Genomic DNA, 14,516 nt, shown 5'->3' with positions numbered 1-14,516 from the left:
CAAGGAGGAGGGCGAAGCCCGGGGGACATTCGCGGAGCAAGGTACCCCGTCGGCGTGATCGCGCCCCCGAACAAGGCCGCCCGCACTCCCCAGTGGTTCAATCCTGCGCCTGGAACATGCGCGTGAAGTCGCAGCATTCCTGCGCCAGCATCACGATCGACGAGGTGAGCGCGCTGCGGTGTTCGCCCTTGTGCATCGCCACGTAGCGCACCACCGGCAGCGGCGGCGTCACTTCGATTACCGCGAGCATGCCGGCCGCCACCAGCGGCGCGAGGCATTCGCGCGGCAGGTAGCTCACGCCCAGCCCCGACACGGTGAGGCCGGTGAGCGCCACGAGGTTGCTCACCACGATCACGTTGGAAGGCTGCACGCCCTGGTCCTTCATCCATGCATCGTAGGCGCGCCCGGTGCCCGAGTTGTTGCCCTGCACCAGCATGCGGTGGCGCGCCAGGTCGTGCAGGCGCACGGTGCCCGTCGCCGCGGCCGAGGGAATCACGCCGGGCTTGCACATCCACGCGCTCTTCACCTTGCCGATGACCTTGCTCTGCATGCGCGAGTCGGCGAAGGTGTCGGGCACGATGACCACGTCGAGCGCATCGACCAGGAGCTTGTCGCGCAGCTGCAGGCTGTCGTCCACGTCGGGCTCCAGGATCACCTTGGGGTAGTGCTGCTGGATGAGACCGACCAGGCGCGGCAGCCACGTCATCGCGGTGAGCTCGGTCACGCCGATGCGGATGCGCCGCTCCACCACGCCGGGCTTGCCGAACTGCTCGACCGCGGCATCGCGCTGCTCCAGCAGGCGCTTGGCGAGAACGAACATCTCCTCGCCCTTTTCGGTGAGGCGCGCGGTGCGCTGGCTGCGGTCGAAGAGCTCGGTGTCGAACAGCAGCTCCAGTTCGTGCACCCGCTTGGAGACGGCCGACTGCGAGGTGTGCAGCTGGTTGGCGGCCTGCGCGAAGCCGCCGAGCTGGCCGATCCAGTAGAGGGCTTCGAGTTGCTTGAAGGTCATCACGGTGCGGGTCTCCTGTGAAAACTGCCTGCAGAACGCTTTTGTTCATGCAATTCGATCACAAAAAATCGCTTTTAGAAATTCATCGAGGCGCAGAAGATTCGCCCAGCCCACCCCTCCGTCTGCAAACCAAGGAATACACGCCATGGACTTCTTCAAGCTGCCTTCTGTCCTTGCCCTGGGACTCTCCCTCGCCTTCGCCTGCGCCGCCGCCAGCGCCCAGGACGGCGGCACGCTGCAGAAGATCAAGGAGAGCGGCACGATCCAGATCGGCGCGCGCGACAGCCAGATCCCGTTCTCCTACAAGCTGAGCGCCGACAGCGCGCCCATCGGCTTCACCAACGACATCTGCCTGAAGATCGTCGATGCGGTGAAGGCGAAGCTGGGCCTGGCGAAGCTCGACGTGCGCTACACCATGCTCAATTCGACCAACCGCATTCCGCTCCTGCAGAACGGTACGGTCGACCTGGATTGCGCGACCACCACCAACACCACGCAGCGCCAGGCGCAGGTCGATTTCGCGCCGAGCCATTTCGTCACCAACATCACCGCCGCGGTGCGCAAGAGCTCGGGCATCAACACCCTGGCCGACCTCAACGGCAAGAACGTGGCCACCGTCTCGGGCAGCACGTCGATCCAGCTGCTGCGCGGCGCGCGCAAGAGCGGCACGATCGAAGTCAACGAGATCGCGGGCAAGGACACCTCCGACGGCTTTTTGCTGCTCTCCACCGGCCGCGCGGACGCCTACGTGCTGGACGACGTGCAGCTCGCCGGCATGGTCGCCAGCGCCACCAATCCGGGCGAGTACAAGCTCTTGAAGGAGTCGCTGCGCCAGGAGCCCTACGGGATCATGCTGCGCAAGGACGATCCGCAATTCAAGGCGTTGGTCGATGAAACGGTCACCGGCCTCATGAAGTCGGGTGCCATCGAGCAGCTGTATGCCAAGTGGTTCATGTCGCCGATTCCGCCGAAGAACGCGAACCTGAATTTCCCGATGTCCGACGCGGTGCGCGACATCTACAAGAACCCCAACAACAAGGGCGTCTGAGCACATGGCGACCACGCTTGACAACCACCCCCGCGGCCTCGCGTTTTCCGATGCGCTGATGCGCGAGGTGAAGGCGCGCTTCCTGCTCGTGGACCACGACCACCACGGCCGCGAGCGCCTGTACTTCGACAACGCGGGCGGCTCGTTCCGGCTGAAGGCCGCGGCCGAGCGGTTCGCTGAGGTCGATGCGATTCCCGACAACGCCGAGCGCATTCACGCGACCGCGGTCGAGCTGCAGCAGATCCAGGCGAAGGCCGCCGACGACTTGCGCACCATCCTCAATGCGAAGGGCGGGAGCGTCTACGCCTCGCTCACCGCCTCGGGCGCCATGTTCGACATGGTGCGCGCGGTGGCTGAGAACGTGGCCGGAACGAACATGGTCACGACGGTGCTGGAGCACCCCTCGGCCTTCGACGCGATGAGCCTCTACGCGAGCCGGCTCGGCCGCGAGCTTCGCGTGGCGAAGAGCAATCCGGTGACGGGCGGCGTCGATGTCGATGAGATCGTGCGTCTCGTGGACAAGGACACCTGCCTCCTCAACGTGATCTACGCCTCGAACATCTCGGGCGCCAAGCTCGACATGGCCGAGATCGTGCGCCGCGCGCGCGCCATCAAGCCCGACCTCTACATCCTCGTGGACGCGGTGCAGCATGCGCCGCACGGCCTTATCGATTTGCAGAAGACGCCGGTCGATGGCATCAACCTCGCGCCCTACAAGTTCTTCGGCTGCCGCGGCTCGGGGCTCTCGTGGGTGTCCGAGCGCGCGGCCGTGCTGCCGCACCACAAGCTCGCGGGCAAGAAGCCGGACTACTGGGACCTGGGCAGCTCCGCGCCATGGCAGTTCGCCGCGCTCACGGAGATCGTGGACTACGTCTGCTGGATCGGCGGCCAGTTCACAGATGCCACCGAGCGCCGCGCGCTGTTCGTCGAAGGCATCGGCCGCATCGAGCTGCACGAGCGCGCGCTGCTCGCGGCGCTGCTCGACGGCACGGGCGATGCGACGGGCCTCCGCGAAATGCGCGGCGCGCAGGTGTTCCTCGACCACGAAGACTTGACGAAGCGCGACCTGATCCTGGGCATCGGCTTCGATCGCATCGACTGCACGCAGGCGGTGGTCGAGTACGGCAAGCGCGGCGTCACCGTGTACGAGCGCGTGGCGAGCAGCATCTACTCGAAGCGGATGCTCGAATCCTTCGGGCTCGAAGGCACGGTGCGCGTCTCGCCGCTGCATTGCCATTCGATGGCGGACATGGAGAAATTCCTCAAGGTCACGCAGGAGATCGCCGCGCTGTAGCCGTACAGCCGGGCGAGTTCAGGCGGCAGGCGGCGCTGCGCTGATCACGCGTGCATCCACGCGCGCATGGGCGATGTACCCCGCGCCGTCCCGCTGCCGCTGCAGGCCGTTGGTGCCTGCCGCGTCGTAGCGGGCCACGGTCTGTTCTCCGTCCAGGTCTTCCGTCAGCACCAGGCCGGTCTCCAGCAGCAGCGCACCGAGCGTCGCCGGATCGAAGCCCGAAAGGAAGGCCTCGCCGACGCCAGACACATCGCTGCGGAGTTTCCGGAACCCCTCGGTGCCCGCATGGCCGGGCTGCAGCGCCGCTTCGTCGATGTAGGTGAAGACCAGCTCGCTCCCCACCGGCGCAACGGTGGCGATGGCACGCAGCGTCGCGAGGTTGGCTTCGCGCGTGAGGTACACGGTGACACCGAGCCACGAAAAGAAGGTGGGCCGCGCCGGATCGAAGGATGAGCGTGCGAGGGCCGACTGCAGCGTCTCCTCGGCGAGGTCCGCCGCCACGAAATGCACGTCGCCGGATTCGGCGATGCCGCAGTGCCGCAGGCGCTCGCGCTTCAGCTGCTGCGTCGCGGGGTGGTCCACCTCATAGACCTGCAGGCCTTCGGCCCAGCTCGGGCGGCGGCAGAGAAAGCTGTCGAAACCCGCGCCGATGAGCACGTACTGCGCGATGCCGCGCGCGACCGCGGCCGCCAGCATGTCTTCGGTGTAGCGGCTTCGCAGGATGACGCCGGGATAGGCCGCGTTCGCGCGCATCGCGGCGTCCAGCACCCTGGCCGGCGCGGCCTCGGCGCGCTCAGCGGGGTCCAGCCGCGCCATCGCCCGGTCGCGCAGGCCGGCCTGCACGGACTCGGGCACGAGGCGGTCGCCCCACGGGTCGTCCAGCAGCGGCGCCGGGTCGCTGCGCGTGTGAAGCGCGCGCATCAGCGAGGTGACGAGGGCGGTGTAGCTGGCTTTCGAGGGTTCCATGAAGGGGCGCTCCGGGCAGAGGATGACGAAGGGCGGGCTTTGTGCGACGCTTGCCGCCGCTGCCGCCCCGGTTTCTACTTCATTCTCCGACGACTTCATGAACGCCTCCTCGTCCTCGTCCTTGTCCTCCCACCGCCGCCCCGTCCCGCTCGCCAAGGCCTACCGCCTGCTCAACCACGGACCGACGGTGCTCGTGAGCGCCGCGCACGGCGGGCAGCGCAACATCATGGCCGCCGCCTGGGCGATGCCGCTCGACTTCGATCCGCCCAAGGTGGCCGTGGTGCTCGACAAGAGCACCTGGACGCGCGTGCTGCTCGAAGGCGCGGGCACCTTCGCGCTGCAGGTGCCCACGCGCGCACAGCTCGACCTGACGGAAGCGCTGGGCAACAGCTCGGGCCGCGAGATCGTCGAGACCTCGGGGCGCGACAAGTTCGCGGCGTACGGCCTCGAGACTTTTGCGGGCACCGCGACCGATGCGCCGCTGCTCGAAGGCTGCGCCGCGTGGCTCGAATGCCGGTTGCTCCCCGAGCCGCCGATCCAGGAGCGCTACGACCTGTTCCTCGGCGAAGTGATCGCCGCGCAGGCCGATGCGCGCGTGTTCGCCGACGGGCGCTGGAACTTCACCGGCCACGACGAGCTGCGCACGCTGCACCATGTGGCGGGCGGGCACTTCATCGTCGATGGCGAGGCGGTGGATGCGCGGCCGCTGCCGCCGGTGCAGCGCTAGCCCTGACGGCTCAGCGCCGGGGCTTGCCCGCTCCCGGCGTCACCAGCAAACGCCGCAAGGCCAGCACCCCCACGACGGCCGCCACCAAGACCAGCAGCAGGGTCCACACCGCGTCCGCCCTGGAGGCGTCCGTGGGCCAGTCGCCGACGAACAAGGTGCCGGTGTTGTAGGTGGCGTGCAGCGCGACGCACGGAATGAGCGAGCGGGTGCGCTCGTAGAGCCAGCCGAGCACCAGGCCGAGCACCAGCCCGACGAGGAACTGGTAGATGTTCAGGTGCGCGGCCCCGAATAGCACGGCCGAGCCGACGATGGCATGCCAGCGTGCATAGCGCTGCAGGAAGCCGCGCAGCACGATGCCGCGGAACAGCATTTCTTCCAGCAGCGGCGCCACGACGCACACCGCCAGCGTGGCCGCGACGCTGCCGTCGGCCATGCGGCTGAAGAGCGACTCTTCCCACGGCGAGAGCGGCGCGACCAGCACCAGCAGGTTGAGCGCCGTGATCACCGTCACCATCAGCGCCGGCACGAGCAGCAGCACCGGCGGCACGACCATCGTGAGCGTCGCCCGCACGGACATCGGCGAGGCGTGGAAGAGCTGGCGGTAGGTGAGCTGCTGGTAGTGCATGACCACCGCGAACACGCAGCCGTTGCCCAGCACGGTGGAGAGCACGCCCAGCTGCATGCCGTTCAGCCCGAGCCAGCCGTTCGCATCGCGCAGCGCGGCGCCCACGACGAGCTCGCAGAGAAACAGCGCCACGAACAGCAGGATGGCCTGCACGGCGGAGGGAAAGGCCGTGCTTTTCGGGGAGGGCATGGGAGGGGCGCGAGGAGCGAGGGGCGGGGACGGGGGAGGTCGCGCATATTACCGTCGCCCCGCGAAACGACGGACGCATCCCGCGCCCGAATGGCCAACTACAGCACGAACGGAATGAAGCGCCGCGTGCGGCGCATGTAGTCGCGGTAGGTGTCGCCGAAATGCGAGATGCATTCCTTCTCGTCGCTGAGCGCCGTCAGCACCAAGAGCAGCGTGGCCGCCGCCACCAGCGCCAGCGTGAGCCAGGTGAACTGCTTGAGGAAGGCGCCCCAGGCCAGCAGCATCAGCGCGGTGTACATCGGGTGGCGGATGTAGCGGAAGGCGCCCGAGGTCACGAGCGAGGAGGTCTTCTCGAAGCCGTAGAGGGCCGGGTCGTCGTTGCGCGCATCGCTGGGCTTGCCCTGCGCCTTGAGGAGGCGCACCGCGTGGATCGGCAGCCAGATCGACAGCGCCAGGAATACGCACGAAAGAATCTGCGTCGCCGAGAACGGATCGACATGCCACACCGGCAGGTTCACCACGATCAGCACCAGCATGCATTCCCACGCGAAGAAGCGGTAGAAGCCATGCGAGCCGGGCTGGCGCAACGGCCCGCGCGAGACGTAGAGCAGCGCGGCAGTGCCGGCGACAAGAAGGAAGATCTGGAACCAGAAGAGCATGGCGGCCGAATTTACACGGGCCGCCTGTCTTCAGCCAGAGATCGAAAACCCGCCATCGACCGGAATGGCGGTGCCGGTCACGTAGTCGGAAGCGGCGCTCGCGAGGAACACCGCGGTGCCGGCGATGTCGGCCGGCTGGCCCCAGCGGCCGGCGGCGGCGCGGGCCACCACGCGGTCGTACAGGCCCGGGATCTGGCTGCGCGCGCCGTCGGTGAGCTCGGTCTCGAACCAGCCGGGCAGGATCGCGTTGACCTGGATGTTGTCGGCCGCCCATGAAAGCGCGGTCGATTTGGTCAGCTGCACGATGCCCGCCTTGCTCGCGGCATAGGCCGGCGCATAGGGCGCGCCGAAGATCGACATCATCGAGCCGATGTTGATGACCTTGCCGCCGCCGGCCGCCTTCAGGTGCGGGTGCGCAGCGCGGCTGCAGAGGAACGCGCTCGTGAGGTTGGTGTCCATCACCTGGTGCCATTCGGCAAGCGCGAGCTGGTCGACGGGCTTGCGCACCGTGGTGCCGGCGTTGTTCACGAGGATGTCGAGCCGGCCGCAGCGCGCGACCGCGTCGTCGAACCCCTTCTGCACGGAGGCTTCGCTGGTCACGTCGACTTCGAGCGCGAAGCTGTCGCTGCCCAGGGCCTTGAGTGCTTCCACCGCGGCGGCCGACTTCTGCGCATTGCGCGCCGCGACGATGACGCGCGCTCCGGCTTTCGCCAGGCCCAGTGCCATGCCGAGACCTATGCCGCCGTTGCCGCCGGTGACGAGTGCGACTTTTCCCGTGAGATCGAACATCAGGTGGCTTCCGGTTTCTTGGAGACGAGGGTCAGGATATCGTAGCTCGCGACCACGTCGCCATCCTGGTTCGTCACCTCCACGTCCCAGGCCACCACGCCCTGGCCCTGGCCGCTCGCGTCCTTCTTGTTGCGGTCGATCTTGCGCTTGCATGTGAGGCGCGCGCGGATCGTGTCGCCGATGCCCACGGGCTTGACGAAGCGCAGCGTATCGAGCCCGTAGTTGGCCAGCACCGGGCCGGGCGCGGGCGAGACGAACAGGCCCGCCGCCGCCGAGAGCACGAAGTAGCCGTGCGCGATGCGCTTGCCGAAGGGCGACTCCTTGGCCGCCACTTCGTCGAAGTGCATGTAGAAATAGTCGCCCGAGATGCCGCCGAAGGCCACGATGTCGGCCTCGCCGACGGTGCGGCGGTGCGTGAGCAGCGAGTCGCCGATGCGCAGGTCCTCGAAGTAGCTGCGGAACGGATGCACATCGCTCTCGCGCACGGCCGCGCCGCGCACGTGCTCGCCGGTGATCGCGGCCAGCATCGTGGGCGAGCCCTGCACCGCGGCGCGCTGCAGGTAGTGCTTGACGGCGCGCAGGCCCCCGAGCTCTTCGCCGCCGCCCGCGCGGCCCGGGCCGCCGTGCTTGAGTTGCGGCAGCGGCGAGCCGTGGCCGGTCGATTCGGTGGCGGCTTCGCGGTCGAGCACCAGCAGGCGCCCGTGCCATGCGGCGGCGACCGGGATCGCCTTGGCCGCGATGGCCGGATCGCGCGTGACCAGCGTGCCCACGAGGCTGCCGCGGCCGCGTGCGGCGAGCGCTAGCGCTTCGTCGATGCCGTCATACGGCATCAGCGTGCTGACGGGCCCGAAGGCCTCGACGTCGTGCGCGGCATCGTGTTCGAGGGGCTTGCGGCTCAGGAGCAGCGTGGGCGCGAAGAAGGCGCCCTCGGCGACCCCGTCGCCCACGGGCGAGAAGCCGTCGCGCTCGCCGTAGACCAGCTCGGCGCCCTGCAGCAACATGGCCACGCGCTCGGCCACGTCGGCCTGCTGCGCATGCGAAGCGAGTGCGCCCATGCGCACCTCTTCGCGCGACGGGTCGCCGATGACCGTTTTCGCGAGCCGCGCGCGCAGGCGCTCGGCCACCGCATCCAGGTGCTGGCGCGGCACGATCGCGCGGCGGATGGCGGTGCACTTCTGCCCGGCCTTGGTCGTCATCTCGCGCGCCACTTCCTTCACGAAGAGATCGAACTCCTCGTCGTCGGGCGTCACGTCGGGCGCGAGGATCGCGCAGTTGAGCGAGTCGGCCTCGGCGTTGAACGGGATCGACTGGCGCACGATGTTCGGGTGCACGCGCAGCTTGGCCGCGGTGTCGGCCGAGCCGGTGAAGGTCACCACGTCGGGGCCTTCGAGGCGATCGAGCAGGTCGCCCGTGCCGCCGATCACCAGCTGCAGGCTGCCCTCGGGCAGGATGCCCGACTGCACGATGAGCCGCACGGCCGCCTCGGTGAGGTAGCTGGTGGCCGAGGCCGGCTTGCCGATGCACGGCATGCCCGCAAGGAAACTGGGCGCGAACTTCTCGAGCAGCCCCCACACCGGAAAGTTGAAGGCGTTGATGTGCACCGCCACGCCGCCGCGCGGCACCAGGATGTGCGTGCCCGCAAAGCCGCCCTTCTTGCCGAGCGGGAAGGCCGGGCCTTCGTGCACGAGGTTGCCCGAGGGCAGCTCGTTGGAGCCGATGCCCGCATAGGCGCTCAGCGTGCCGGCGCCGCCTTCGATGTCGATCCAGCTGTCGGCGCGCGTGGCGCCGGTGTGGGCCGAGATCGCGTAGAGCGTTTCCTTGTTCGCCGCGAGGTACTTGGCCAGCGCCTTCAGGCGCTCGGCGCGCTGCTGGAAGTCCAGCTTCATGAGCGCGGGAATGCCCGTGCGGCGCGCGTACTGCAGCGCTTCGGCGAAGTCGATCGCCTCCGCATGCGTCGCGGCCACGGACTGGCCGTTGATGGCGCTGCGCAGCTGCTGCGCGCTTTCTTTGCCGATCCAGCGGCCGGCGATGTAGCTTTGAAGGGTGGTCATGGAAGTCCTTGAGCGTCCGGGGTTCAGGCGACGGCGGGTTCCGCGTTGCGGTTGCCGATGCCCAGGTAGGTGTCGATGATTCGCTGGTCGTGCAGCAGCTCGCGCGCATTGCCTTCGAGCGCCACGGCGCCCATCTCCAGCACGTAGGCGCGGTCGGCCACCTGCAGCGCGGCGCGCGCGTTCTGCTCCACGAGCAGCACCGAGACGCCATGGCTTCGCAGTTGCGAGACCACGCGCAGCACTTCGCGCACGACGAGCGGCGCGAGGCCCAGCGACGGTTCGTCCAGCATCAGGAGGCGCGGCCGCGCCATCAGCGCGCGGCCGATGGCCAGCATCTGGCGTTCGCCGCCCGAGAGCGTGGAGGCCATCTGCGGCTTGCGCTCGCGCAGGCGCGGGAAGATGGCGAACACCTCCTCCATGCGCGCGCGCTGGTCGCGCTTGCCCTTGCGCCACTGGTAGAAGCCGCCGAGCAGCAGGTTGTCTTCGACCGACATCTCGCCGAACAGCTCGCGCCGCTCGGGCACGAGCGCCACGCCGCGCGCGACCATGGTCTCCACGCCCGGGCGCGCGATGCGCTCGCCCGAGAGCGTGAGCGCACCGGTGGAAGGCAGGAGGCCCATCGCCGCGCACAGGAGCGTGGTCTTGCCCGCGCCGTTGGGGCCGATGACGGTGACGATCTCGCCTTCGTTCACATGCAGGCGCACGCTGTGCACCGCTTCGACGGTGCGGTAGGCGACGCAGAAGTCTTCGAGTTGGAGCAGGGGTGTGGTCATCGCGGTCATCGTGCGTCTTCCAGCAGTTCGTCGTCGGCGCCGCCGAGGTAGGCCTCGAGCACGCGCGGGTTGGCCTGCACTTCGGCCGGCGTGCCGGTCGCGATGACGGTGCCGAATTCGAGCACCGTGATGCGGTCGGCCAGGTTCATCACGAACTCCATGTCGTGCTCCACCACCAGGATGCCCAGGCCCTCGGCGCGCAGCTGGCTCAGCAGCACGGAGAGGGCGCGCTTTTCCAGGTGGCGCAGGCCCGCGGCGGGCTCGTCGAGCAGCAGCACCGACGGCTGGCCTGCGAGCGCGCGCGCGATTTCGACCACGCGCTGCTGGCCGAGCGAGAGCGATGCGGCCGGCGTGTCGGCGTGCGCGCCGAGGCCGCAGCGTTCGATCTGGCGGCGCGCCTCGGCCATCAGCGCAGCCTCTTCGGCGCGGTCCAGCCGCAGCATCGCGGCGAGCCAGCCGCGCTTGGCACGCAGGTGGGCGCCGAGCGCGACGTTCTCGACCACGCTGCGCTGCCCGAGCAGCCGCACATGCTGGAAGGTGCGGCCCAGGCCCAGCGCGGCGAAGGCGCGCGAAGGCTTCGTTGCCATCGACTGGCCCGAGAGCCGCACCTCGCCCGAGGTGGGATCGTCCACGCCCGAGATCATGTTGAAGAAGGTGCTCTTGCCGGCGCCGTTCGGGCCGATCAGCGCATGGATCTCGCCGGCCTTCAGCGTCATCGAGATCGCGTTGTTGGCCACGAGGCCGCCGAAGCGCTTGCTCACGTCGCTGGCTTCGAGCAGCAGCTCGCCCGATGCGGGCAGCTTGCGTTGCACGAGCTGCATCGTGGAGGGGTGCACCAAGGCAGGCGCCGCCTTGCGCGCGTCGTCGCGCACCCAGCGGCTCGCCAGCCGCGAGACCGTGGGCCAGAGCCCGTCCGCAAAACGCTGCAGCACGAAGAGCATCAGAAGGCCGAACACGATCACCTCGAAGTTGCCGCTCGTGCCCAGCAGCGCGGGCAGCACGTCCTGCAGCTTTTCCTTGAGCAGCGTGATGAGCGTCGCGCCGAGCACCGCGCCCCAGAGGTGTCCCGCGCCGCCGACCACGGCCATGAACAAAAGCTCGATGCCGATGTTCAGGTTGAAGGGCGTCGGGTTCACGAAGCGCTGCAGGTGCGCATAGAGCCAGCCCGATACCGCCGCGAGCAGCGCGGCCAGCACGAACAGCTTGATGCGGTGGCGCGCCGTATCGACGCCCATCGACTCGGCCATGAGCCGCCCGCCCTTGAGCGCGCGGATGGCGCGGCCTTCGCGCGAGTCGAGCAGGTTGTGCATCGCCCACAGCGCGAGCAGCAGCACGCCCCAGATCACCACGCCCAGCGCGCGCGGCGTGGCGAGCGAGAAGCCCGCGACCACCAGCGGCGGCACGCCCGTGATGCCGGTCTGGCCGCCCAGGAAATCCATGTTGCCGAACAGGTAGTAAAGACTCAGGCCCCAGGCGATGGTGCACAGCGGCAGGTAATGGCCCTGCAGCTTGAGCGTGACCGCGCCCAGCGTCCAGGCGAGCGCGAAGGTAAAGACCAGGCCGAGCGCAAGGCCCGCCCATGGCAACAGCGCGGGGCTCACCGCGCCGCCCATCCATGCGGCGGCGGTGGGCGAGGTGCAGATCCATGCGGTGGCGTAGGCGCCCATACCGACGAACGCGGCCTGGCCGAAGGAGGTCATACCGCCCACGCCGGTGAGCATCACGAGGCCCGCCGCGACCAGCGCATAGAGCCCGATATTGCTGAGCACGGACACGGTGAACTCGGGCAGAAAGCCCCAGGCCATCGCGAGCGCGACGACGAAGACCAGGGTGAGCTGGCGCGGCGTGACCAGCGGCTTGCCGGCGGGCGGAGCAGTGGCGGCGATGTTGTTGGATGGCGAGCTCATTCCTCGTCCTCCACATGATGGCTGCGCAGCGATCGCCACCACAGCACGGGAATGATCAGGGTGAAGACCAGCACCTCCTTGAAGGGGCTGGCCCAGAAAGAGGCGAAGGCTTCCAGCTGCCCCACCAGCAGCGCGCCGACGAGCGCCAGCGGATAGCTCGCGAGCCCGCCGACGATGGCCGCGACGAAGCCCTTGAGGCCGATGAGGAAGCCGGTGTCGTAGTACACGGTGGTGATCGGCGCGATGAGCAGCCCCGACACCGCGCCGATGAGCGCCGCGAGCGCGAAGCTCAGGTCGCCCGAGAGCTCGGTCGGAATGCCCGAGAGCCGTGCGCCCACGCGGTTGATGGCGGTGGCGCGCAGCGCCTTGCCGACCATCGAGCGCCCGAAGAACAGGAACATCGCGATCACCAGCAGCAGCGTGACGCCCACCACCACCAGCGACTGCCCGCTGACCGGAATGCCGCCGACGTCGAAGCGCGCGTCCGAGAAGGCCGTGGTGCGCGATCCCTCGGCGCCGAAGAAGAGGAGACCCAGGCCCACCAGCACTCCGTGCAGCGCGACCGAGACGATCAGCAGCATCAGCACGTTGGCATCGGCCAGCGGCCGGTAGGCCAGCCGATAGAGCAGCGGGCCGAGCGGCATGATGAGGATGAGCGTGGTGAGCGTCTGCCCCGCCATCGAGGTGGGCTTGAGCAGCAGCACCAGCGCGGCGGCGGCCAGCGGCAGCACCACGCACCACGCAAGCGCCGAGGCCCAGTCGACCACCGCGCCGCGCTTCCAGCGCCAGAACTCCACCACCAGCACGATCGCCGCGAGCGCGAGCAAGAGCCACAGCGTGGCCGGCACGCGGCCGGCCTGCAGCATCGCCATCGAGAGGGCCCCGAAGGCGACGAACTCGCCCTGGGGAATGAAGATGACGCGCGTGACCGAGAACACCAGCACGAGGGCGAGCGCCATCAATCCATAGACGGCACCGTTGACGATGCCGTCCTGCCCCAACAACAGGGCGATCTGCAAATCCATACGAGAACTTTCAATCGAGGCTGAATGCCCCCGAACCGGTCGAGCTGAGCTTGTCGAAGCCTTGCATGCTCGGAGCCGCCCTTCGACAAGCTCAGGGCGAACGGCCTGGCAGCCAGGCGAACGGCCCGGCAGCTAGGCGAAGGGGTGGCAGCTCGGAGCGAAGGGTGGCTCTAAGTGCCCCGGCCGTTCGGGCTGAGCCTGTCGAAGCCTTGCGCGTTCGAAGCGGCCCTTCGACAAGCTCAGGGCGAACGGGTTTGGGGGTGGGGTTTGCTCCTTAAGGCTGGTATTTCCAGGCGCCGTTTTCGATCTTGACCATCACGCGGGCGCGCTGGTCCAGACCCAGGTGGTCCTTCTCCGTCATGCTGAACACGCCATGCGCGCCCGACACTTCCTTGACCTGCTCCAGCGCATCGCGCAGCGCCGCGCGGAATTCCGGCGTGCCCGGCTGCGCCTTCTTCAGCGCGACCGGAACGGCCGACGTCATCAGGAGGCCCGCGTCCCACGCATGCGCGCCGAAGGTCGACACGGTGCCCTTGCCGTTGGCCGCTTCATAGGCCGCCACGTAGGTCAGCGCGGACTTCTTGACCGGGTTGCTGGCCGGCAGCTGGTCGGCCACGAGCACGGGGCCGGCGGGCAGGAAGGTGCCTTCCACGTCCTTGCCGCCCACGCGCAGGAAGTCGGCGTTCGCCACGCCGTGCGTCTGGTACATCTTGCCGGTGTAGCCGCGCTCCTTGAGCGTCTTCTGCGGCAGCGCGGCCGGCGTGCCCGAGCCTGCGACCAGCACGGCGTCGGCCTTGGCGGACATGATCTTCAGCGCCTGCCCGGTCACCGAGGTGTCGCTGCGGGAGTAGCGCTCGTTGGCCACGATGGTGATCTTCTTGAGCGCGGCGGCCTTGGCGAATTCTTCCGACCAGCCTTCGCCGTACGCGTCGGAGAAGCCGATGAAGGCGACCGTCTTCACGCCGTTGGCGGCCATGTGCTCGGCGATGGCCAGCGACATCATGATGTCGTTCTGCGGCGTCTTGAAGACCCACTTCTTCTTCGCATCCATCGGCTCGATGATGCGGGCCGAAGCGGCGATGGAGATCATCGGCACCTTGGCCTCGCTCACCACGTCGATCATCGCGAGCGAGTTGGGCGTGGTGGTGGAGCCCAGCACGATGTCGACCTTGTTCTCGGCGATGAGCTTGCGGGTGTTGGCCACGGCCGCGGTGGTGTCGGAGGCATCGTCCAGCACGATGTAGTTGATCTTCTGGCCGCCGATGGTCTTGGGCATCAGCGCGATGGTGTTCTTCTCGGGAATGCCGAGCGAGGCGGCAGGGCCGGTGGCCGAGACCGTCACGCCGACATTGACGTCGGCCCACGCCGCGGCGGCGGTGGCGCACAGCGCGGCGATCAGAAGGGGCTTGAAGAATTTCATTTGGGCTTGTCTCCGGGTTGAAAAATCGTTGAGG

At 68.4% G+C, this 14,516-nt stretch carries 13 protein-coding genes; 3 read left to right on the top strand and 10 right to left on the bottom strand.

Annotation, left to right across the window (positions count from 1 at the left end):
- Positions 1–97: 97 nt before the first annotated feature.
- Positions 98–1,009: a LysR family transcriptional regulator gene (locus JC881_RS11820; protein ID WP_198785908.1), complete on the bottom strand. Its 912-nt coding sequence runs from the start codon at positions 1,007–1,009 to the stop codon at positions 98–100.
- 145 nt (positions 1,010–1,154) lie between these two features.
- Here JC881_RS11820 and JC881_RS11815 point away from each other — a divergent pair, with 145 nt between their 5' ends.
- Both JC881_RS11815 and JC881_RS11810 read left to right on the top strand, forming a co-directional pair.
- Complete coding sequence (locus JC881_RS11815; RefSeq protein WP_198785895.1) at positions 1,155–2,057, top strand: amino acid ABC transporter substrate-binding protein; 903 nt, start codon at positions 1,155–1,157, stop codon at positions 2,055–2,057.
- Between the two features lie 4 nt (positions 2,058–2,061).
- Positions 2,062–3,351, top strand: a complete 1,290-nt coding sequence (locus JC881_RS11810) for an aminotransferase class V-fold PLP-dependent enzyme (protein ID WP_198785894.1) — start codon at positions 2,062–2,064, stop codon at positions 3,349–3,351.
- 18 nt (positions 3,352–3,369) lie between these two features.
- Here JC881_RS11810 and JC881_RS11805 read toward each other — a convergent pair whose 3' ends face one another.
- Entirely contained in the window at positions 3,370–4,317 is a 948-nt protein-coding gene (locus JC881_RS11805; protein WP_198785893.1) for a class I SAM-dependent methyltransferase, read from the bottom strand.
- Positions 4,318–4,414: 97 nt separating this feature from the next.
- Between JC881_RS11805 and JC881_RS11800 the strand changes: the two genes are divergently transcribed.
- Complete coding sequence (locus JC881_RS11800; RefSeq protein WP_198785892.1) at positions 4,415–5,044, top strand: flavin reductase family protein; 630 nt, start codon at positions 4,415–4,417, stop codon at positions 5,042–5,044.
- Positions 5,045–5,054: 10 nt separating this feature from the next.
- On the opposite strand, the gene JC881_RS11795 is transcribed toward JC881_RS11800, so the two are convergent.
- The 8 genes from JC881_RS11795 to JC881_RS11760 all read right to left on the bottom strand — a co-directional run bounded on the left by JC881_RS11795 (position 5,055) and on the right by JC881_RS11760 (position 14,482).
- The gene (locus tag JC881_RS11795) at positions 5,055–5,858 is read right to left on the bottom strand and encodes a CPBP family intramembrane glutamic endopeptidase (protein WP_198785891.1); all 804 of its coding nucleotides are present in this window, start codon (positions 5,856–5,858) and stop codon (positions 5,055–5,057) included.
- A gap of 98 nt (positions 5,859–5,956) precedes the next feature.
- The gene (locus JC881_RS11790; RefSeq protein ID WP_198785890.1) at positions 5,957–6,517 is read right to left on the bottom strand and encodes a methyltransferase family protein; all 561 of its coding nucleotides are present in this window, start codon (positions 6,515–6,517) and stop codon (positions 5,957–5,959) included.
- A gap of 30 nt (positions 6,518–6,547) precedes the next feature.
- Entirely contained in the window at positions 6,548–7,306 is a 759-nt protein-coding gene (locus tag JC881_RS11785) for an SDR family NAD(P)-dependent oxidoreductase (RefSeq protein WP_198785889.1), read from the bottom strand.
- Complete coding sequence (gene paaZ, locus JC881_RS11780; protein WP_198785888.1) at positions 7,306–9,357, bottom strand: phenylacetic acid degradation bifunctional protein PaaZ; 2,052 nt, start codon at positions 9,355–9,357, stop codon at positions 7,306–7,308. The genes JC881_RS11785 and paaZ overlap by 1 nt, the downstream gene beginning before the upstream one ends.
- Before the next feature lie 23 nt (positions 9,358–9,380).
- Positions 9,381–10,130 (bottom strand): ABC transporter ATP-binding protein, encoded by a 750-nt coding sequence (locus JC881_RS11775; RefSeq protein WP_198785907.1) that lies wholly within the window; start codon positions 10,128–10,130, stop codon positions 9,381–9,383.
- A gap of 5 nt (positions 10,131–10,135) precedes the next feature.
- On the bottom strand, positions 10,136–12,037 hold the full coding sequence (locus tag JC881_RS11770; RefSeq protein ID WP_198785887.1) for a branched-chain amino acid ABC transporter ATP-binding protein/permease: 1,902 nt from the start codon (positions 12,035–12,037) through the stop codon (positions 10,136–10,138).
- Positions 12,034–13,062 carry a branched-chain amino acid ABC transporter permease gene (locus JC881_RS11765; RefSeq protein ID WP_198785886.1) on the bottom strand — a complete coding sequence of 343 codons (1,029 nt, stop codon included), beginning with the start codon at positions 13,060–13,062 and terminating at the stop codon, positions 12,034–12,036. Before JC881_RS11765 ends, JC881_RS11770 begins: the two co-directional genes overlap by 4 nt.
- Before the next feature lie 274 nt (positions 13,063–13,336).
- Positions 13,337–14,482, bottom strand: coding sequence for an ABC transporter substrate-binding protein (locus tag JC881_RS11760; protein WP_198785885.1), 1,146 nt, complete (start codon positions 14,480–14,482; stop codon positions 13,337–13,339).
- Positions 14,483–14,516: the final 34 nt, after the last annotated feature.

This window comes from Variovorax sp. IB41 (genome assembly GCF_016405905.1).
Taxonomy (GTDB): Bacteria; Pseudomonadota; Gammaproteobacteria; order Burkholderiales; family Burkholderiaceae_C; genus Variovorax.
Note: the sequence above shows the minus strand (reverse complement) of the source record. Positions and strands in the feature narration are given on the sequence as shown.